This window comes from Streptomyces sp. NPDC005374 (assembly GCF_042872225.1).
In the GTDB taxonomy this organism is placed as follows: Bacteria; Actinomycetota; Actinomycetes; order Streptomycetales; family Streptomycetaceae; genus Streptomyces.
The window spans coordinates 154,553-174,072 of the sequence record NZ_JBIAKA010000014.1; the positions used below are offsets into that span (position 1 = coordinate 154,553).

13 protein-coding genes are annotated in these 19,520 nt (G+C 69.6%); 4 read left to right on the forward strand and 9 right to left on the reverse strand.

Translation table 11 applies throughout. The annotated features are described in order from the left end of the window. The first annotated feature begins 43 nt into the window (after positions 1–43). Together ACFYRX_RS32235 and ACFYRX_RS32240 are read left to right on the forward strand one after the other, a co-directional pair. Positions 44–1,969: a hypothetical protein gene (locus ACFYRX_RS32235; RefSeq protein ID WP_389107312.1), complete on the forward strand. Its 1,926-nt coding sequence runs from the start codon at positions 44–46 to the stop codon at positions 1,967–1,969. A gap of 64 nt (positions 1,970–2,033) precedes the next feature. Next, on the forward strand, positions 2,034–2,723 hold the full coding sequence (locus tag ACFYRX_RS32240) for a TetR/AcrR family transcriptional regulator (RefSeq protein WP_389107315.1): 690 nt from the start codon (positions 2,034–2,036) through the stop codon (positions 2,721–2,723). Positions 2,724–2,729: 6 nt separating this feature from the next. Here ACFYRX_RS32240 and ACFYRX_RS32245 read toward each other — a convergent pair whose 3' ends face one another. The 3 genes from ACFYRX_RS32245 to pulA all read right to left on the reverse strand — a co-directional run bounded on the left by ACFYRX_RS32245 (position 2,730) and on the right by pulA (position 10,213). Further along, positions 2,730–3,089 (reverse strand): 5-carboxymethyl-2-hydroxymuconate Delta-isomerase, encoded by a 360-nt coding sequence (locus ACFYRX_RS32245; RefSeq protein ID WP_389107317.1) that lies wholly within the window; start codon positions 3,087–3,089, stop codon positions 2,730–2,732. A 28-nt stretch (positions 3,090–3,117) separates the two neighbouring features. Next, the gene (locus tag ACFYRX_RS32250; protein WP_389107319.1) at positions 3,118–4,737 is read right to left on the reverse strand and encodes a SpoIIE family protein phosphatase; all 1,620 of its coding nucleotides are present in this window, start codon (positions 4,735–4,737) and stop codon (positions 3,118–3,120) included. 73 nt (positions 4,738–4,810) lie between these two features. Further along, on the reverse strand, positions 4,811–10,213 hold the full coding sequence (pulA, locus tag ACFYRX_RS32255) for a pullulanase-type alpha-1,6-glucosidase (protein ID WP_389107321.1): 5,403 nt from the start codon (positions 10,211–10,213) through the stop codon (positions 4,811–4,813). 175 nt (positions 10,214–10,388) lie between these two features. Between pulA and ACFYRX_RS32260 the strand changes: the two genes are divergently transcribed. After that, positions 10,389–10,727 carry a hypothetical protein gene (locus ACFYRX_RS32260; RefSeq protein ID WP_389107322.1) on the forward strand — a complete coding sequence of 113 codons (339 nt, stop codon included), beginning with the start codon at positions 10,389–10,391 and terminating at the stop codon, positions 10,725–10,727. Here the strand turns inward: ACFYRX_RS32260 and ACFYRX_RS32265 are convergent. The 6 genes from ACFYRX_RS32265 to ACFYRX_RS32290 all read right to left on the reverse strand — a co-directional run bounded on the left by ACFYRX_RS32265 (position 10,703) and on the right by ACFYRX_RS32290 (position 18,089). Beyond that, a complete protein-coding gene (locus ACFYRX_RS32265; protein WP_389107324.1) occupies positions 10,703–12,082 on the reverse strand; it encodes an alpha-amylase family protein in 1,380 nt (459 codons plus the stop codon). The two genes, ACFYRX_RS32260 and ACFYRX_RS32265, sit on opposite strands and share 25 nt — an antisense overlap. Positions 12,083–12,206: 124 nt before the next feature. Next, on the reverse strand, positions 12,207–12,773 hold the full coding sequence (locus ACFYRX_RS32270) for a dihydrofolate reductase family protein (protein ID WP_389107327.1): 567 nt from the start codon (positions 12,771–12,773) through the stop codon (positions 12,207–12,209). Between the two features lie 129 nt (positions 12,774–12,902). Next, the gene (locus ACFYRX_RS32275) at positions 12,903–14,570 is read right to left on the reverse strand and encodes a glycoside hydrolase family 13 protein (RefSeq protein WP_389107544.1); all 1,668 of its coding nucleotides are present in this window, start codon (positions 14,568–14,570) and stop codon (positions 12,903–12,905) included. 201 nt (positions 14,571–14,771) lie between these two features. Further along, on the reverse strand, positions 14,772–15,677 hold the full coding sequence (locus tag ACFYRX_RS32280) for a sugar ABC transporter permease (RefSeq protein WP_389107328.1): 906 nt from the start codon (positions 15,675–15,677) through the stop codon (positions 14,772–14,774). Between the two features lie 13 nt (positions 15,678–15,690). Then, entirely contained in the window at positions 15,691–16,695 is a 1,005-nt protein-coding gene (locus ACFYRX_RS32285; protein ID WP_389107331.1) for a carbohydrate ABC transporter permease, read from the reverse strand. Positions 16,696–16,820: 125 nt separating this feature from the next. Further along, positions 16,821–18,089 (reverse strand): extracellular solute-binding protein, encoded by a 1,269-nt coding sequence (locus ACFYRX_RS32290; protein ID WP_389107334.1) that lies wholly within the window; start codon positions 18,087–18,089, stop codon positions 16,821–16,823. Positions 18,090–18,420: 331 nt separating this feature from the next. Between ACFYRX_RS32290 and ACFYRX_RS32295 the strand changes: the two genes are divergently transcribed. Continuing rightward, entirely contained in the window at positions 18,421–19,455 is a 1,035-nt protein-coding gene (locus ACFYRX_RS32295; protein WP_389107336.1) for a LacI family DNA-binding transcriptional regulator, read from the forward strand. Positions 19,456–19,520 lie beyond the last annotated feature (65 nt).

Consider the following 19,520-nt stretch of genomic DNA (forward strand, 5'->3'; position numbering starts at 1 on the left):
GGGGTGGCGGTGACCATCCGACGATTCGCTCGTTCTGCTGAACGTGCAGTCACAGGATGTCGCCCCGCGCCCCGCACCCGCCTCAGGCTCCGCCTCCGACCCCGTCGTCGACGTCGAACAGGCCGAGGCGGCGCTCGTCGAGCACTATCCCCGGCTGGTCCGGCTCGCCTATCTGGTGCTGCCGCCGGGCCTGGGCCGCAACCGGCGGGTCCTGACCGCGCACGCCCTCACCCAGCGTGCCCTGCCCCGGGGCCGGACCGCCACGCCCGTCATCCCCGCCCAGCCGGCCGGCCGCGAGGGCGATGCCGGCTACACCTTCGTCCGCCTCCAGGTGGTGCGTACGGCGCTGGAGGCGGGCCTGCCGCTGAAGCGCAGGGCGTGGCCCAAGCGCTCCCAGCTGCCGCCGCTGCTCCCCCAGGTCTGGGGTCTGCGGCTCTTCCCGCGCTCCGGCGGCGCCGACGAACTCGCCCTGGACCAGAGCCTGTCGGCCCTGTCCGGCCCGGCCCGCGCCGCGTATGTGCTGCGCGGCCTGGAGAAGCTCCCCGACGGCGACGTACGGCAGGTCCTGACGGCGGCGAGCGTCGTGGACGTGGACGCGGCGCTCGACGAGGCCGACGAGGTCACCGCGCAGTACGCCCTGCTGGACTCCCCCGAGTTCGATCCGTGCTCGCTCCAGGCCCGGCCCACCGACCTGATGCGGCGCCGGCAGCACACGAAGGCCGCGCTCGCCGCCGCCGCGGCCGTCGCCGTGTGCGGGGCGCTGCTCGGCATGCCCGGCGACGGCTGGGGCCCCGACGGCGCCGCCGCGCCCGCCTACGCGCAGAACCCGGCCGCCCAGGCCGCCCTGGACCCGGCCCTGCTGCTCAGGGTCCCGGCCGCCGCCTGGGAGTCCTCGGCCCGCACCGACTTCTCTGTGTGGCCCGCGCGCGGCGACCTCACCGGCGATTCGTCCCTGCTGCGCCGCGCCCTCGCCGTCTGGGCCCGTCCCGGCGAGACCGTCCAGGTCTCCGCGACCCCCGGCACCCCGTCGGGCGGCCCGTCCGGTCCGCCGCAGCTCCTGTATGCCGGGACCGTCGACAACGCGCGCGTGGTGATCCTCTACGACGGTCTGCGCATCGTCCGCTACGCCGAGTTGAGGGACAGCACCAAGGGTGCCGCCCTCGACTTCGCCCGGGTCGACGGCGCGGACCGGGCCGGGGCGAGCGCGGTCGTCCTGGGCCGGTCCGACGGCAACATCCGTTATCTGACGGCTCCTTGGGTGACGAAGGCCGCCGAGCGTGACCTGCTGAAGCCGGGCTCCGGTGCCATGGACCTCACGCTGTCCGGCGGCACCGCCGCACCCATGGCCGGTCCCGCGCAGAGCGGCGCCTGCACCTCCTGGAACGTGCTCCAGCTGACGGACGCCTCCGGCACCCGGCTCTTCACCGACCTCGGTGAGCTGGTGCCGGCCCGCCTCACCACCGGCCGCCCCGGGTCCGTGAAGGACGCCTCCGGAGCGGGGGCGCTGCGCGCCTGGGCGCCGTACGCCTGCTCGCTCGGTGCGATGCGTTCCGCGGGCGTGAACAGTGTGAACGCCTGGGCGTACGCGGCCCAGCGGCTGCCCGACGCGACCGGGACGGCGAACTGGGTGTGCACCCGGGCCGAGACCTGGCAGGGCGGCGGCGAACTGGTGCTGGCCCAGTTCCACACGCCGGGCGGGATGTACGGGGCGGTCGCGGCGAAGGCCCAGAACGTGCCGTCGTGCGGGGCGAAGGACCCGCAGGTGCTGGCCGGGGTGCTGTGGAAGTCGGCGGCGGGTTCCTGGTACCTGCTGGCGGCGGGCAGCCGGGGGACGTCGTCGATCAGTGCGACGGGCGGGGTCCGGGCGACGGCGAACGGACCGCTGCTGGCCGCGCGCGTGAAGCAGGGGGCGCAGGCGGAGCTGAAGGGGGCCCTGGAGGACGGGCGGGTGGTCAGTGGGCTCCGGTAGAAATGTGAACACCCCTGGCCGGACCGGCCCGTTCGGGGCCGGATTCGATCGGTAAGGTGTTCGTATGACTACCGGGGTCCGTCGAAGAATGGGAGTCGAGGAACGGCGTCAGCAGTTGATCGGCGTCGCCCTCGAACTGTTCGCCCGTCGCTCGCCCGACGAGGTCTCCATCGACGAGATAGCGTCGGCGGCCGGTATCTCGCGGCCGTTGGTCTACCACTACTTCCCCGGCAAACTCAGCCTGTACGAAGCCGCGTTGAAGCGGGCGGCGGAGGATCTGGCGAGCCGCTTCGACGAGCCGCACGAGGGCTCGCTGGGTGGGCGGCTGCTGCGGGTGATGCGCCGGTTCTTCGACTTCGTCGACCAACACGGGCCCGGCTTCTCGGCGTTGATGCGGGGCGGCCCCGCGGTGGGCTCCTCGACGACCAACGCCCTCGTCGACTCGGTCCGGCAGATCGCGTACGAACAGATCCTGTCGCATCTGCGTGTGGACGCCCCGCCCGCGCGACTGGAACTGGTCGTCCGCTCCTGGATCTCGCTCGTCGAGTCGACGGCCCTGATCTGGCTGGACGGCCGCCGCATCCCGCGCGCCGAGCTGGAGTTGAAGCTCGTGCACGACTTCGCGGCGCTGGCCGCGGTGAGCGCGGCCTTCGACGAGGAGATGACCGCGCTGCTGCGCCACATGCTGAAGGACGAGCCGAACGACGGCCCGTTCACCGACCTGGCCGCGCGGCTGATCTCGCTGGCGTCCTGACGGGACCTAGCGCTCGAACTTCCGGTACGAGGCGTCGAGGTCCCGGACCTCCGCCGAGGCGTGCAGCACCGCTGAGCTGTCGTCCTCCACGTGCTTCTTCAGCAGTTCCAGGACGGCCTCGGTGAGCCTGGCCTTGGTCTCCTCGGTGCGCCCGGCGAGCAGGCCCAGCGTGACGTGCACGACGGCGTGTCCGTGCTCCCCCGGGTCCTCGTACCCGAACGCGGTGACCTCGCTCACCCGGAACTGTGTCTTGCACGCCTCCGGCTTGGCGGCCGCGATCTCGACGACGGCGGTGTGCAGGTCCCGCGCGAAGGCCTCCCGGTCGAGCGGGACGAAGCGCGAGTGGTCGACGGTGATCTGCGGCATGGGCACTCCTGTTCTACGACGACACTGGTCAGCGTAGCCGCAGTGCCAGCATCGCGATGTCGTCCTCCCGGTCGTGACCGAAGGTGCCCAGCAGGGTGTCGCACAGGGCGTCCAGACCGGGCAGGGCACCGGAGGCGGCCGCGCGCAGGTGTTCCAGGGAGGCCGTGAGGTCGGTTCCGCGGGTCTCGATGAGGCCGTCGGTGACCATGAGGAGCCGGTCGGTGGGCTCGAGGAACAGCTCGGTGGCCGGCGGATGGTGCAGGCCCACGCCGAGCAGCGGCCCGGCCGCCTTCGCGTAGTCGGCGGTGCCGGTGTCGCGGACGATCAGTGGCGGGATGTGACCGGCGTTGGCGATCCGGGTGCGCCCGGTCTCCGGGTCGACCAGGGCCAGACAGACGGTGGCCGTGGTGTCGGGGTGGTAGCGCTGGAGCGTCCGGTCGAGGCGCTCGGCGAGGACGGCCGGGTCGCTCTCGTCCACGGCGTAGGCGCGCAGCGCGTGCCGGAGCTCGACCATGACGGTCGCCGCGTCCAGCGAGTGCCCGACGACGTCACCGACCGCGGTGAGCACGCCCTCGTCCACGCGGAGCGCCGCGTAGAAGTCGCCGCCGATCTCGGTCTGCCGGGAGGCGGGGACGTAACGGACCACGACGTCGAGGCCGGGCAGCTCGGGCAGCTTGTGCGGCTGGGGCAGGAAGCTGTGCTGGAGGGTGAGCGCGACATGCCGCTCGACCTTGTACATGAGCAGTGGCTGGGCGGCGAGCGCGGTGGCCTGGGCCAGCTGGGCGAGCAGGGTCTCGCCCTCCAGTCCCATCCGGCGCATTCCGCGCGCGGGCGCGGCCAGGCACACCGGTGTCCGGCCGTCCTCGGTGGCGACGAGCGCGAGGCGGGCGTCGTGCTCGACGCCGGGCCGGAAGAACCCGGCGGGCCACAGCGGCGCGGGCACGGTGGTGAGCTGCACTCCGGCCTGCCCCCGGGTGAGCCGGCGCAGCAGGCCGGCCACGGCACGGTCGGCGTTCTCGTCCGGCAGGGCCACGCGGATGCGGTCCCGGGACAGGCCGCGGTAGAGCTGGTCGTCCTGGTCGAGGACGAAGACGGCCGCGGGGGTGCCGGTGAGCCGTGAGACGCCCTCGGCGGCCGCGTCGGAGAGTTCCTGGAGGGTGCGGGCCGCCTGGATGGTGACGATCGTCTCCGACAGCAGGGTGAGCCGTCGCACCAACGCCTGGTCCCCGGCCCGCAGTTGGGCGTTGCGTACGGCGGCCCGGACCACCGCCTCGATCTCCAGCGGCTCGGCGGGCACCTTCAGATAGGCCTCGACGCCCGTGTCCATGCCCGCGCAGTGCACGGCCGGGGGTACGGCGGCGGCCGAGAAGTGCACCACGGGGATGCCCGCGGTGTGCGGCCGCTCCTTGAACATGCGGCACAGGTCGAAGCCGCTCATGTCGGGCAGCCCCACGTCGAGGAGCGCCACGTCGGGAAGGGTGCCCTTGCGCAGCCGTACGTCGAGTTCGGCGAGGGCCTCGCCGCCGGTCGCCACCGGGACGACCCGGTGACCGGCTCGGCTCAGCACGGTGCCCATGGCGTACCGGCTGGCCTCCACGTCGTCCACGACCATCACGGTCGTGCCTGTCAGCTTGCCTTTTGCTTCCATCTGTCACCCCTCGGGCAACACCGGTGGAGCAGACCGGGGTTCGGGGCCTGCTCCACCAAGGTAATGCGTTGAGCTAGGGATGACGAAGAAAAACGGCCACAGTTCTCCCCGGAACGGCGAAGCTGCCCGATTTCCTCTCGTACGACGCTCCCTTGACGGTAGAGTCCGCCCCTGCTATCTGCACGGGATGCAGCCGGTAAGTGCTTCCGGCAAGGGTGCCGACGCGCTGTGTCTGCGCCTTCGGCGTCGCGTTGAACACGACGACCAGGTCGCCGAGTTCCATCGTGATCACCCCGGGCGTCTCGTCCTTCCCGGACAGCGGGAAGGACAGCTGCGACTGCACCCGGTCCGCCGTGCCGAGCGAGAACGCCTTCTCTGTCGTACGGATCCTCAGCAGGTCCCGGTAGGCGGCCGAGGCCCCCTCGATCTGCGCGCAGCCCACCGTCACCGAGCCCAACAGGGGCTTGGCGTACGGCCACTTGGAGGCGTTGTCGGCCGCCATGGGCAGTCCGCGGCCGAAACCGTTGCCGTCCTCGCAGTTCCAGTGGACGGCGTTGAACCAGTCGCCGCTGTCGAAGGAGTTGCGGTCCAGGGACTTGGAGCGCAGCAGGTCGGTGCCCGCCTGGGAGAGCGCCGGGCCCTGCGAGAGGGCGGCCGTGGCCATGGCGAGGACCTGCATCCGGGCCCGGTCGTCGGCACCGGTGCCGACGGGCAGCTTGTACGCGAGCGCGTCGAACAGTGACTCGTTGTCGTGGGCGTCGGCGTAGGCGAGGGCGTCGCCGGGCGCGTCCGCGTAGCCGGCGGGCTGCCCGTTGTAGTCGACCTGGGCGCCGGTGACCTCCTTGCCGTCGGTGCCGGTGAACCGGTACCGGGCGAGGCTGCCGGAGAGACCCACCTTGATCAGGTCCTGGTAGTGCAGCAGGCGGGCCTTCTGCTCCTGCGAAGTTCCGTTGGCCGTCGAGGTGTTGGGGTCGGTGTACAGCCCGGACGCGAAGCCCTGGACGCCGGGGTCCTCGTCGAAGGGGCCGCCGCCGCGGACGGCGTCACGGGCGCGGTCGGAGAAGGTCGCGATGCCCGTGCCGGCCATGTTCTTCTGCGTGGCCTGCACGAAGCGGGCGTCGTCGGCGACCTCACCGAAGTTCCAGCCCTCGCCGTAGAGGATGATCTTCCTGCCGTCGACGCCGTCCTTTGCGAGGGTCAGCGCGTCCAGGGCCTTCCTGACGGCCAGGATGTTGGCCTTGGGGTGATGGCCCATGAGGTCGAAGCGGAAACCGTCGACCTTGTACTCCCTGGCCCAGGTGACGACCGAGTCGACGACCAGTTTGCCCATCATGGCGTTTTCGGTCGCGGTGTTGGCGCAGCAGGTGCTGTTCGCGACCGAGCCGTCGGCGAGGAGCCGCTGGTAGTAGCCGGGCACGATCCGGTCGAGCACGCTCGTGGGGGCCTGTCCGCTCGCCGCGGTGTGGTTGTAGACGACGTCCATGACGACCCGCAGGCCGTCCTCGTTCAGGGACTTGACCATCTTCCGGAACTCGACCGTGCGGCCGGTGCCGTCCGGGTCGGTGGCGTACGAGCCCTCGGGAACCGTGTAGTGGTACGGGTCGTAGCCCCAGTTGTAGGCGTCCTTCGCGGCGGTCTTCGCGACGCACTCCTGCTGTGCGTCGGAGTCGGCCGGGTAGGAGGCGAGGTCGCAGTCGGGGGTCGCCTGGTCCTTCCGGCGTTCGGGGATGGTCGCGATGTCGAAGGCGGGCAGCAGGTGCACGTACGACGTGCCCGCCTTCGCGAGCTCGCGCAGGTGCCTGGAGCCGTCGCTGTTCTTGTCGGTGAAGGCGAGGTAGGTGCCCTGATCCTTGGCGGGCACGGTCTTGTCCGCCACCGAGAAGTCCCGGATGTGCAGCTCCTGGATCTCGGCGTCCCGCAGCGGTACGGCGGCCGGCTTCCGGTACGTCGACCAGCCGCCCGGGGCCAGGGACCTGTCGTCCAGGTCGACGACGAGGCTGCGCTCGGAGTCGGTGGTGAGGGCGACCGAGTAGGGGTCGGTGACCGTGTTGGTGACGACCTTGCGGACACTGGGCGCCCAGACCTTCACCACGTACCGATAGGCCTTGCCCTTCCAGGACTTGGGGCCGGTGACGGACCAGACGCCGGTGGTGGCGTCACGCTTCATGGCGACCGTGGAACCGTCGAGTTCGAGCTTCACCGACTGCGCGGTCGGCGCCCAGACGGCGAGCGTCGGACGTCCCTTGCTGAACGTCGGTCCGAGTCCGGCTTTCGTCGCCTTCGGGTACAGGTCGTCGAGAACGCCCGCGATCTGGACTCCTGTTGCCGTCAACACGGCACCGTTCGCGGCTCGTTGGGATGCGACGAGCTGTCCGCTGAGGGCTCCCTTGACGCGGTCCCGGTCACGCGGGTCGACCGACCAGGCCGTGTAGTCCTTCAGATGCGGGAACTTCGCCTTCTGGGCGTCGGTGAGCGTGGTCTTGGCGAGCCGTAGCCACCGCTCGTCGTCACTGGTCAGCGCACCGCCGTCGACAGCGATGGAACCGTCGTGGGAGTACAGCAGCTGGGTGGAGGCGGCGGCCTCGGAACCGTTCCAGGCGACCGTGTTCCGGTCGATCCAGACCGCCTTGGAGGTGGTCGGGTCGAGCGCGGCGGCGGACCCGGCGGGCTGCGGGAGCAGGTACTTCTCCTGGCCGTTCAACAGCCACACCTCATGGCTGTTCGCCGTGAGGTCCAGGGACTGGTCGGTGGGCAGATCCTTCTCGTCGCCCTTGTGGAGGATGTAACTCAGGTTCGTGGCCCCGGTGTTCAGCGGTACTTCGAAGACCGCGCCATAGGTGTCGGTCCGCACCGGCTCCAGCGGCTTCGACCAGTCGGTGGGGTTCGCGGCGCCCGTCCAGACATGCAGGCCCCAGCCGTCGTAGTTCCCGTCGGCACGGTGGTAGTGGAGGACCGCCTTGGACTTGTCCTGTGCCGGATAGTCGGGCCGTTCGGTCCGTACGGCGTCCTTGCCCTGCTCGATCCACACCTCGCCGGTCTGCGTCACGTCGATCGTGCGGTCGGCGGAGACGTCCTTGTCGCCGTCCTTGTCGATGACGAGGAACCCGACGTTCGAGGCGCCGGGCTTCAGCTTGACGTAGGCGAAGGCGCCGTAGGCGTCCCGGCCGGCGAAGGGATGGCTGGCGGGCCAGGTGGTGGACTCGCCGTCGGCGAGGTCGCCCCAGGCGTACAGGCCCCAGTCGGTGTAGTCGCCGTCGGCGCGCTTGTAGTGGACGACGGCGTAGTCGCGGGAGGAGGCGGTGGGTGGCTCCTCGGCGGGCGGGGTGCCGGTCACGGACGCGGCCGTGGCCGAGGCCGTGCGCCCGGTCGAGTCGACGACAACCGCCTTGTAGCGCAGGGCTGTTCCGGCCGGTACGTCCTTGCCGACGGTCTGGGTGACCCTGTACGGGGCGTGGTCGGCCGAGCCGAGGGTCCGCCATTTCCCGTCGCCCACCTGTGCGGCGAAGACGACCCGGTTGAGCTGTCCCCCGTCCACGTCGGCGGTGAGCTCGACCGTGCCGGTTGCGCCGGTGGCCGGGGCCTTGAGGGTGATCGTGGGCTTGGTGGCGGGCTCGGCGAGCCTGCCGGCCGCCTTGAGGACGATCGCGGAACCGGTCGGGACGGTGACGGTGATCTTCTTGTCGGCGTCCGTCTTCGTCGTGACGTCGGTGCCGTAGATCCCCTTGAAGGACATGTTCGCCGAACCGGTCGCGAAGGAGGCCGACTTGGCCTCGCCCGCGTTGTTGAAGGCGACGACGTACTCCTGGCCCGTCTTCGCGTCGGTGCGGGAGAAGGCGTAGATCCCGGACCCGTCCGCCGCGTACCGCTCCTGCTGGACGCCGTCCGTCAGCGCCGGATTGGCTTTGCGGAGCTTGGACAGCGCACTGATCTGCCGGTACAGCGGCGCGTTGCGGTCGTAGGCGTCGCTGGCGTGGGTGCGGTCGGTGCCGATCTCGTCGTCGTCGAGGTAGTCGGCGGTCTTCGACGCGAACATCGTCTGGCGGGCGTCCTTGTCGCCGCCGGAGCCGGTGAAGCCCTGTTCGTCGCCGTAGTAGACGACGGGGTTGCCTCGGCTGAGGAACATCAGCTCGTTGGCGAGCCGGTCCTTGGCGAGGAGTTCGGCGTCGTCGGCCCTCGGGTTGTCCTGGTTCAGGAAGTACCCGATGCGGCCCATGTCGTGGTTGCCGAGGAAGGTGACCTGCTCGTAGGCGTTGGCCTTGTCGGTCGTGTACTTGTAGTCGTCGCCGAAGACCTTCGCAAGGGACTGCGCACTGCCGCTCTGGGAGGCGTACTGCCGTGCGGCCTCCTGGAAGGGGAAGTCGAGCGTGGCGTCGAGACGGCCCTGGGTGACGTACGGCGACGTGACCGCCGTGTCGGCGGAGTAGACCTCGCCGAACATGAAGAAGTCCTTGCGGCCCTGCTTTGCCGCGTAGGCGTCGAGGGCCGTGGCCCACTGGGTCCAGAACTCCATGTTCACGTGCTTCACGGTGTCGATCCGGAAGCCGTCGATGTCGAAGTCCCTGACCCAGCGCTGGTAGATCCTCTCCATGCCGCTGACGACCTCGGGACGCTCGGTCCACAGGTCGTCGAGGCCGGAGAAGTCGCCGTAGGTCGTGGACTCACCGGCGTAGGTCGAGTCGCCGCGGTTGTGGTACATCGTGGGGTCGTTGAGCCAGGAGGGGACCTTGGCGCTGCTGCTGGTGACCGTCGGTGTACGCGGGAAGGAGTCGGCGTCCACCGCGGGGAAGTCCCCCTTGGCCGCGTAGTCCGCGTCGTCGAACGGCTCACCGTCCTTCGTCAGGTACGGGAAGGCGCCCTTGGAGAGGTAGTCGTAGGACTTCTCCTCGTAGTCGACGACGTCGGCCGTGTGGTTGGTGATGACGTCGAAGAAGACCTTCATGCCCTTGGCGTGTGCCTTGGCGATGAGGGTCTCCAGGTCCTTGTTGGTACCGAAGTGCGGGTCGACCTGGGTGAAGTCCGTTATCCAGTAGCCGTGGTATCCGGCCGAGGCGTTGGCTCCCGTGCCCTGCACGGGCCGGTTCTTGAAGATCGGGGCCATCCAGATGGAGGTGGTGCCGAGGCCCTTGATGTAGTCGAGCTTCTTCGTCAGGCCCTTCAGATCCCCGCCCTGGTAGAAGCCCTTGTCGGTGGGGTCGTAGCCGGTGCTCAGCCGTGAACCGGTGAGCCTGCCCCGGTCGTTGGAGCTGTCGCCGTTGGCGAAACGGTCCGGCAGGACGAAGTAGAACTGCTCACGGGTGTCGTCGTGCCGGGCCGGTTCCGCGGCGAGCTTCGCGTCGGAGGGCGGCGGGGGCGGGGTGTCCGCCCGGGCGGACAGCGGCTGGACGAGCGCTGCGGCCAGCGCGGTCACGGTGACCGCGGCGACCCGTCCGGCGTGCGCGGTGCGGCGCCTCGACGGCACCGGCCATCTCGGTATCACTGCGTGGACTCCTTGCGATGACGGCTCTGTGGGTCCGACCCCGCGCGACCGTATCGCCGCCGTAAGCCTTACAGCAAGAGTCGTGAAACATCAGGAAAGAACTTGCAGTACCGGATCGTCGCGTATCGCGCATAATCGGTCGCCGCACCCGCGGTCACGCGGCTACCGTGCCCGCATGGAGCAGGAACCTCCCCTCGTGCGCGAGGTCTTCCCGGAGCTGATCGACGAACTGGTCGCCCTCCTGGAAGCTGAAGGGGAACGCGATCTGTCCATCACCGTGCGGGATGTCCGGATGGTGGGCGAGTGCGGCTGCGGTGACGACTTCTGCCAGAGCATCCGGACGGCGGATCACCCGGACGGGCAGCCGTACGGCCCGGACCACCGCTGTGTACCGCTGCTGCCCTCGACTGGCGATCTGATCCTCGACGTGGTGGCCGGCCGGATCGTGTACATCGAGGTCCTCGGCAGGCCACCCATGCGTCGGCCGGCTCAGCAGCTCGACTTGCCCGCGTAGATCGCGAGCGCCGTGTTGGAGCCGAGGGTGGCCGTGAACCGGCCGCTGAAGTCCACCGTCACGCTCGTGTTGTTCTGCACGTCACAGTACGTGCCCGCCGCGAGGGACGTCTGGTAGGTCCGACTCAGGCTGCCCGACTCGTGGTTGATGGCGACGTACCCCTTGGCGCCCCGCCCGAAGGCGATCGCGTCACCGCCGTTGTCCCACCAGTTGGTCAGCGACTCGCCGCGGGTCGCGTTGCGGAAGGCGACCATGCGGAGGATCTCCGGCCAGGCGTGCTGGCACTTCCAGCCGTCCTGCCAACAGGCGCTCACCGAACCGTTGTTGGGCGGGCCCGCGTCCTTGTCCGACCACTCGTAGCCGGAGTTGATGTCCGGGGCACCGTACGGGTAGGCCAGCATGAAGACGTTGGCGAGGGTGTAGGTGGCGTTGTCCTTGTAGCTGAGCGTGGAGCCGTTGCGCTCGGTGTCGTGGTTGTCGACGAAGACGGCGGCGACCGAGTCGTTCAGGTAGCCCCAGCCCTCGCCGTAGTTCTTCAGGTAGGCGAGGTTCTCGTTGTTGAAGACGCGCTTGAGGTCGAAGGCGTAGCGGAACTCCTGGACGTCCCCGTTGCCCGTGTACTCGGTGGGCTGGACGGCCTCTCCGCTGCCGTAGATGACCTCCTGCTTCCAGTACGCCGACGGGTTGCTCAGCCGGGACTTGATGGCAGCGAGGTCGGTCGCCGGGATGTGCTTGGCCGCGTCGATGCGGAAACCGTCGACGCCGTACCCGAGCAGGGAGTTCATGTACCCGGCGATGGTGGCGCGGACGTACTCCTCGCCGGTGTCCAGGTCGGCGAGGTTGACGAGTTCGCAGTTCTGGACGTTGGCGCGGTTGGTGTAGTCGGTGATCGCGGACGTGCAGTCGTCCATGTCGTACGACGAGTAGAGGCCGGGGTAGTTGTACTTCGAGTACGACGAGCCGCCGGTACCGGTGCCGCTGCCCGCGGACATGTGGTTGATGACGGTGTCGACGACGACCTTGACGCCCGCCGCGTGGCAGGTGTTCACCATGTTCCGGAAGGCGGTGGCGTCCCCGAGCCGGCCGGCGATCCGGTAGCTGACCGGCTGGTACGACGTCCACCACTGCGAGCCCTGGATGTGCTCGGCGGGCGGTGAGACCTGGACGTACCCGTATCCGGCGGGGCCGAGGGTGTTGGTGCACTCCTTGGCGACAGAGGCGAAGTTCCACTCGAAGAGGACGGCGGTGACGTCCTTGGTGCCGGGCGGGGAGGCCTGGGCCGTGGTGGGGGTCAGGACGGCGACCGAGGCGGCGAGGGCGGCGGCGGACGCGGCGGTGGACCATCTCGATATCACGTGGGGGTTCTCCTTGCCTGACGGCCAGGCGTCTTTGCCTGGCGCCGGCGAGAACGTACCGCTGTTGAAATGTTTACAGCAAGGGCTCTGAAAGACCGAGCAAGAATTTTCACACGCGAGGGCCTCAGCGCTGACTGGCCGGCTTGCCCGGAAGGTCGCTGCGGCTGCCCTCACAGGAGTAGACGATCTCCACCGCCCCTCCGGGCAGCGCCCGCTGGCTCTGGAACACCAGTCCGGCCTCGGGGCTCAGCGCGGGGGTCAGCTGTGTCCCGCCGCCGAACAGCAGGGGCAGGACGACCAGTTCGAGGCGGTCCAGTGCGCCGAGGGCATGGAAGGTGCCGATCGTGCGCGGGCCGCCGATGAGGTGGACGTCGCCGCCCCGGTTGGCCGCGCGGAGCTTCTCCAGCAGCCGCACCGGGTCGCTGTCGGTGGTGACGTGGTCCGGGGTGCCCTCCGGGCGGTGCGAGCCGAGCACGAACACGTCCAGGTCGGGCCACGGCCAGCGGCTGTTGGTCAGCGCGGGCTCGAAGGTCGTACGGCCCATGAGCGCGGCCTCGCAGTCGGCCAGGAACTCCCGGATGCCGTGGCTCTGCCCGGAGACGAAAGCGGGATCGGCGGTCAGCGCGGGCCAGCCGCTGGGCGTGGTCACATAGCCGTCGGCACTCATGCTCAGTCGGGCGCGGATCTGCATGATCTCTCCTCGGGGTGTCGGGCGCTGTTCGCCCTTCCACCCAAGCGTCGAACGCGGGCCCCGCCGATCGACACGCCGGACGAAGAAATCACCGGGCCCCCGCAGGAACCCGGTGATCCGCGTCCGCGCTCAGGCCGTCGTCCACCACACGGTGGTGTCGGCCTGCACCTTCGCGTCCCCGTCGGCCTCGGCCACGTCCCCGCTCGCGAGGAGCAGGCGGCCGTACGCGGGAGTCGTCACCGATTCACCGCTGGTGTTCGCGACGCAGACGAACTCGCCGCGCCGGAAGGCGAGAACGCCCTCGGGCGCCCGGAGCCACTCCACCGCGTTGCCCGCGCCCAGGTCGGGCTGGGCGCGGCGCACGGCCAGGGCCGAGCGGTACAGCTCCAGGGTGGAGTCGGGATCGCCGGTCTGCGCCTCCACGCTCAGCTCGCCCCAGGCCGACGGCTGGGGCAGCCAGCTGCCGCCCGCGCCGAAGCCGTACGACGATCCCGTGCGCGTCCACGGGATCGGCACCCGGCAGCCGTCGCGGAAGCCGTCCTGGCCGGCGCCCCGGAAGTACGCCGGGTCCTGGCGGACCTCGTCGGGGAGGTCGACGACGTCCGGGAGGCCGAGCTCCTCGCCCTGGTAGACGTAGGCCGAGCCGGGCAGGGCGAGCATCAGCAGGGTGGCCGCGCGGGCCCTCCTGAGTCCCAGTTCCCGGTCGCCGGCCGTGCGGATCTGGGTGCCGAGGCCGGGCGGGTTGGCGAAGCGGGTGGCGTGGCGGGTGACGTCGTGGTTCGACAGGACCCAGGTGGCCGGGGCGCCCACCGGACGCATCGCCTCCAGGGTGCGGTCGATGACCCCGCGCAGCTGCCCGGCGTCCCATTCGGTGCTCAGGTACTGGAAGTTGAAGGCCTGGTGGAGTTCGTCGGGACGGACGTAGTTCGCCGTGCGCTCGATGGTCGGGGTCCACGCTTCGGCGACGAAGATGCGCTCGCCGGAGTACTCGTCGAGGATCAGACGCCACTGGCGGTAGATCTCGTGCACGCCGTCCTGGTCGAAGAACGGCATGACATCGTTGCCCAGCAGCTTGACCTGATCGTGGGAGCCGAGATCGGGCAGACCCTCCGCCTTGACCAGGCCGTGGGCCACGTCGATGCGGAAGCCGTCCACGCCCATGTCCAGCCAGAAGCGCAGGATGGAGCGGAACTCGTCGCCGACGGCCGGGTGGTCCCAGTTGAAGTCGGGCTGCTCGGGGGCGAAGAGGTGGAGGTACCACTCCCCGTCCGCGACCCGCGTCCACGCCGGGCCGCCGAAGATCGACTCCCAGTCGTTGGGCGGCAGTTCACCGTTCTCGCCCTTGCCGGGGCGGAAGTGGTAGCGGTCCCTGAGCGGCGACCCGGGACCCTCGGCGATGGCCCGCTTGAACCACTCGTGCTGGTCGGAGGAGTGGTTGGGCACCAGGTCGACGATGGTCCTGAGACCCAGCGCGCGGGCTTCGCGGATCATTGCGTCGGCGTCCAGGAGGGTGCCGAACATGGGGTCCACGGCCCGGTAGTCGGCGACGTCGTAGCCGGCGTCGGCCTGCGGGGAGGCGTAGAAGGGGCTGAGCCACACGGCGTCCACGCCGAGGTCGCGCAGATACGGCAGACGGGAACGGATGCCCTCCAGGTCACCCATGCCGTCACCGTTGCTGTCGGCGAAACTGCGCGGATAGACCTGGTAGATCACCGCGTCCCGCCACCAGTCCCTGCGCGGGGCGGTGGCGAGGGGGGAGGTCGATGCCGGGTCAGTGGCGGAGTGCTGCTGGCTCATGGCGTCCTTGATACGTAACGGAGTCATCGGGTCAAAGGTCTGAGGGTGACGAGGCGGCCGCGGTGACAGCGGGGTCGGATGGCCACAGCGGCCACCTCGGGTTTGGGGTGGTGGGGGTCGTGAGTATCGTGCGGCGCCGTCGTGGCTGGTCGCGCAGTTCCCCGCGCCCCTTGAAAGAAAGGGCGTTGCCGGGAACCTGCGTCAGCCCTTCGTGCCGCCCGCGGTAAGCCCGGTCACCAGGTTCTTCTGCACCAGGTAGAAGAACACGGACACCGGTATCGCGATCAGCACCGCCGTAGCCGCCATCAGGTTCCGCTGGGCGTCGTGCTCGCTCACGAAGCTCTGCAGTCCCACCGCGAACGTGTACTTGGTGTCGGACAGCATGAACGTCGAAGCGAACGCGACCTCGCCGAACGCCGTGAGGAAGCTGTAGAACGCGGCGACGGCGAGCCCCGGCTTGGCGAGCGGCAGGATCAGCCGCGCGAACGTGCCGAAGGGGGTCAGCCCGTCGACGCGTCCGGCCTCGTCGATCTCGAACGGGATGGTGTCGAAGTACCCCTTCAACAGCCAGGCGCAGTACGGCACCGCGGTCGAGCAGTAGACGAGGACGAGTCCAAGGTAGCTGTCGATGAGCCGGAGGTCCGACAGCATCTGGTACATGGGCACCATGAGTACGGCTACCGGGAACATCTGTGTGACCAGGAGCACCCACATGAACTTGCGGTAGCCCGGAAAGCGCATACGGGAGACGGCGTACCCCGTGGTCGCGGCGATCAGCACACCGATCACGGTGGTGCCGAGCGAGACGATCAGGGAGCTCTTCAGCCAGTCGAAGAAGGCCGTGTGCTGGAGGACGAACGAGTAGTTGTCGAACGTCATCTTCTTCCAGATGCCGCCCGGGTGAAGGTAGTCGTCCTTGTCCGGGCCGAGGGACAGGAAGACCAGCCAGACGATCGGGAACAGCGCGATCAGGCTCGCGACGATCAGGATGCCGTGCGAGACGAGGGAGCCGGCCGGGCTGTTCTCGCCGCGGCGGCGCACCCGGCGCGGGGCCTCGGGGCCCGGCTCGGCGGCCTGGGCGGGGGTCTCGACTGCGGTCGTACTCATGGGGACTCCTGCCTCAGATCGCGAGCTGCTGGTCATTGCGGTTCAGCCAGCGGCGGTAGAAGGAGGTGAAGACGATCAGGATGGCCAGCAGCAGGATGCCGTACGCGGCCGACTGGGCGAAGTCACGCGGTTGCTGTCCGAAGCCCAGGTAGTAGGCCCAGGTGACGAGGATCTGCGCGTCCGGCGCGGTGTTGCCGAACAGCAGGAAGATCACGGCGAACTGGTTGAACGTCCAGATGATGCCGAGGAGTACGACGGTGGAGCTGACGCTTCTGAGCCCCGGCAGGGTGACGTACCTGAAGCGCTGCCAGGCGCTCGCGCCGTCCATCTCGGCGGCCTCGTACAGGGAGGCGTCGATGGACTGCAGGCCGCCGAGGAGCGAGACCATCATGAACGGCACACCGCACCAGGTGTTGACCATGATCGCGGCGGTCCGCTGCCAGAAGGTGTCCTCCAGCCAGGACGGCGAGGGCAGATGGAGTGCGTCCAGGGCGAGGTTGATGACGCCGCCGTCGGCGAGCATGAAACGCCAGCCGAAGACGGTGACGAAGGTCGGCACGGCCCAGGGCAGCACCAGGATCAGCCGGTACAGGGTGCGGCCGCGCAGCTTCTGGTTGAGCAGCAGCGCGAGGCCGAGCCCGATGCAGTAGTGCAGGGCGACGCACAGGGCCGTCCAGGCGATCGTCCAGATGAAGTGCGACCAGAAGCGGTCGTAGGCCGTCGGGCCCCACAGGATGTCGGCGTAGTTGTCGAGGCCGATGAACTTGTAGGTGGCGTCGATGTGGTTGACGCCGATCGTGCGGGCCGTGTTGAGGCTGTTGGCGTCGGTGAGGGTGAGGTAGACGCCGTACACCAGGGGGTAGAGGACGAGAGCGCCGAGGACGACCGCCACGGGGGCGATCATGGCGTAGGCGTACCAGTGTTTCTGGTAGCCGTGTCTGAGGCGTTGGCCCAGCCCGGGCCGCGGCGCGCGGTCACCGTGGCGTTTGCCGGTGGCGCGGTCGATGGCGACTGTCATGTTCGACACCTTCTGGAAGTTCTACGGCTCTGAGAAGTGGCTGGGCGAAACGGCCGGCCGGGCACAGGCCGGTGGCCGCCGGATCCCTCCCCCGGGTGCTCGGGGGATCCGGCGGCCACGCGGGCTCACTTGCTGAAGTCGGGCACCAGCTTGGCGATGGCGATCTCGGCGTTGCTCAGACCCTTGTCGAGGGACTCCTTGCCGCCGGCGATGCTGTTCAGCTCGGTGTCGAGCGGGGTCAGCAGGGAGCTGTACTCGGGCAGGGCCAGCCGCGGCCGGGCGGAGGCGAGGACCGTCTGGTAGCCGGCGATGCCCGGGTCGGCCTTGACCTCGGCGGTGTAGGCGTCGTCGCGGGTGGGCAGCGTGGAGTTCTTCAGCGCGATCTGCGTCTGGGACTTCGCGGAGGTCATGAAGCCCACGAACTTCTCGGCCGCCTTCTGGTGGGCGGAGTCCGAGCCTGCGTAGACGGAGAGGTTGTGGCCGCCGGTCGGGGCGCCCGCCTTGCCGGCTCCGCCGGCCGGGACGGTGGCGATGCCGAGGTTGGCCTTGTCCGTGAACGCGGAGCCCTTGTAGAAGTTGGTGATCTCCCACGGGCCCTGGATGATCGCGGCGACCTTGCCGTTGACGAACGCGTCCTGGATGTGGGCGTAGGCGTCGGCGGTGGTGTCGGCCTTGTGCAGGCCCTTGCCGGAGAAGAGGCTCAGCCAGGTGCCGTAGCCCTTCTTGGCGGGGGCCGAGGCGACGGTGATCTTCTTGGCGGAGGCGTCGACGGTGTCGGTGCCCTCGCCGAAGAGGAACGGCTGGGCGTAGTAGGCCGCGGTGGAGCCCCAGTAGCCGTCGACGCCGGTCTTCGCCTTGATGGTGGCGGCGGCGGTCTTCAGGTCGTCCCAGGTCCTGGGGGCCTCGACGCCGGCCTTCGCGAAGAGCTGCTTGTTGTAGACCAGGGCGAGGGTGTCGGTGACGAAGGGCACGCCGTAGATCTTGCCGTCGTACTTGGCCTGCTCGATCAGGTTCGGCTTGAACTTGGCCTGGTCGGCGAGGGCCTCGGTGCCGTCGAGGGGCAGGAAGAAGCCCTTCTTGGCGAAGGCCGGGGTCCAGCCGACGTCGGAGCGCAGCACGTCGGGGGCGCCGGAGGCACCGGCCGCGGTGTCGAACTTGTTCTGCGCCTGGTCGAACGGCACGTTGACGTACTTGACCTTGACGTCCTTGTTCGCGGCCTCGAAGTCCTTGATCAGGGCCTGGTAAGTCGGCGCCTCGTTGGTGGCGTTGGAGGTGTCCCACCAGGTGATGGTGACCGGACCGTCGGCCTTGTCGCCGCTGTCGCTTCCGCCGCAGGCCGTCGCCGCGAGGGCGAAAGACGCCACCAGCGCGGTGGCCGCTATGCCACGCCGCATGAGTTCTCCTTGAGGGTGAAAGCCCGTGTGGTGCGGAAGTCCCGTCCACCGTCTCCGCCGGGCGTGGCCGAACGTAACAGCGATGTAAGAGGTACGAAAGACCTTGCAGCAAAAAACTGCAAGAGCACACTGAAGTTATCCGGGCGTGACCTGTCGGCGACTCCCATGAGACGCTCCTCTACCAGGCCGGAGCTGTGCAGAAGCGGTTGTGCAAGACTCTGCAAGCCCTTGCCATCCCAGCTCCGTACGGGAATCATCCCCTTGCGGGACAAGGGGCGCCGACCAGAACAGAGGGACCGCGATGACGAAACGGCCGGTAGTGTCCGGTGCCGTGACCACACGGCTTGCCGACATCGCTGCTCAGGCGGGGGTGAGCGAAGCGACCGTCAGCCGCGTCCTCAACGGCAAGCCGGGCGTCGCCGCCACCACCCGCCAGTCCGTGCTCGCCGCACTCGACGTGCTGGGCTACGAGCGTCCTGTCCGGCTGCGGCAGCGCAGCGAGGGCCTGGTGGGCCTGATCACCCCGGAGCTGGAGAACCCGATCTTCCCGGCCCTGGCCCAGGTGATCGGCCAGGCGCTGACCAGGCAGGGCTACACACCGGTCCTCGCCACCCAGACCCCGGGCGGCTCCACGGAAGACGAACTCACCGAGATGCTCGTCGACCGGGGCGTGGCCGGCATCATCTACGTCTCCGGCCTGCACGCCGACACCACCGCGGACATGCAGCGCTACGAGCAGCTGCGGGCGCAGGGCGTGCCGTACGTGCTGGTGGACGGGTTCTCCCCCAAGGTGCAGGCGCCGTTCATCTCCCCCGACGACCGCGCGGCGATGTCCCTCGCGGTGACACACCTGGTGTCGCTGGGGCACACGAGGATCGGCCTGGCACTGGGGCCGAAGCGCTTCGTGCCGGTCCAGCGCAAGATCGAGGGCTTCATCCGGGCCATGCAGGACCAGCTCGGCCTGGCCGCGGCGGCCGTCGAGGAGGACCTCGTCCAGCACTCCCTCTACACCCTGGAGGGCGGCCAGGCGGCCGCGTCGGCGCTCATCGACCGCCACTGCACGGCGGTGGTGTGCGCGAGCGACATGATGGCGCTGGGCGCGATACGGGCGGCCCGGCAGCGGGGCCTGGAAGTGCCGCGGGACGTCTCGGTCGTGGGCTTCGACGACTCCCCCCTGATCGCCTTCACCGACCCGCCGCTGACGACGATCCGCAAGCCCGTCCCGGCGATGGGACAGGCGGCGGTACGGACGCTGCTGGAGGAGATCGGCGGAACGCCCGCGCCGCACAGCGAGTTCGTGTTCATGCCGGAGCTGGTGGTGCGCGGTTCGACGGCGTCGGCCCCTGGGGAACGCGGTCGTCCGTAGGACGGAGAGACCGGGTCGCTCCCCGTGCGCCGGTAGGAGAACGGGACGGTCTTCCCGCAGTAGGA

Excerpts from the sequence above, each read along its gene's own strand:
- ACFYRX_RS32240 (WP_389107315.1), top strand. The coding sequence starts at position 2,034 with ATGACTACCGGGGTCCGTCGAAGAATGGGAGTCGAGGAACGGCGTCAG.
- ACFYRX_RS32245 (WP_389107317.1), bottom strand. The coding sequence starts at position 3,089 with ATGCCGCAGATCACCGTCGACCACTCGCGCTTCGTCCCGCTCGACCGG.
- ACFYRX_RS32260 (WP_389107322.1), top strand. The coding sequence starts at position 10,389 with ATGGAGCAGGAACCTCCCCTCGTGCGCGAGGTCTTCCCGGAGCTGATC.
- ACFYRX_RS32285 (WP_389107331.1), bottom strand. The coding sequence starts at position 16,695 with ATGACAGTCGCCATCGACCGCGCCACCGGCAAACGCCACGGTGACCGC.
- ACFYRX_RS32275 (WP_389107544.1), bottom strand. The coding sequence starts at position 14,570 with ATGAGCCAGCAGCACTCCGCCACTGACCCGGCATCGACCTCCCCCCTC.
- ACFYRX_RS32250 (WP_389107319.1), bottom strand. The coding sequence starts at position 4,737 with ATGGAAGCAAAAGGCAAGCTGACAGGCACGACCGTGATGGTCGTGGAC.
- ACFYRX_RS32270 (WP_389107327.1), bottom strand. The coding sequence starts at position 12,773 with ATGCAGATCCGCGCCCGACTGAGCATGAGTGCCGACGGCTATGTGACC.
- ACFYRX_RS32280 (WP_389107328.1), bottom strand. The coding sequence starts at position 15,677 with ATGAGTACGACCGCAGTCGAGACCCCCGCCCAGGCCGCCGAGCCGGGC.
- ACFYRX_RS32290 (WP_389107334.1), bottom strand. The coding sequence starts at position 18,089 with ATGCGGCGTGGCATAGCGGCCACCGCGCTGGTGGCGTCTTTCGCCCTC.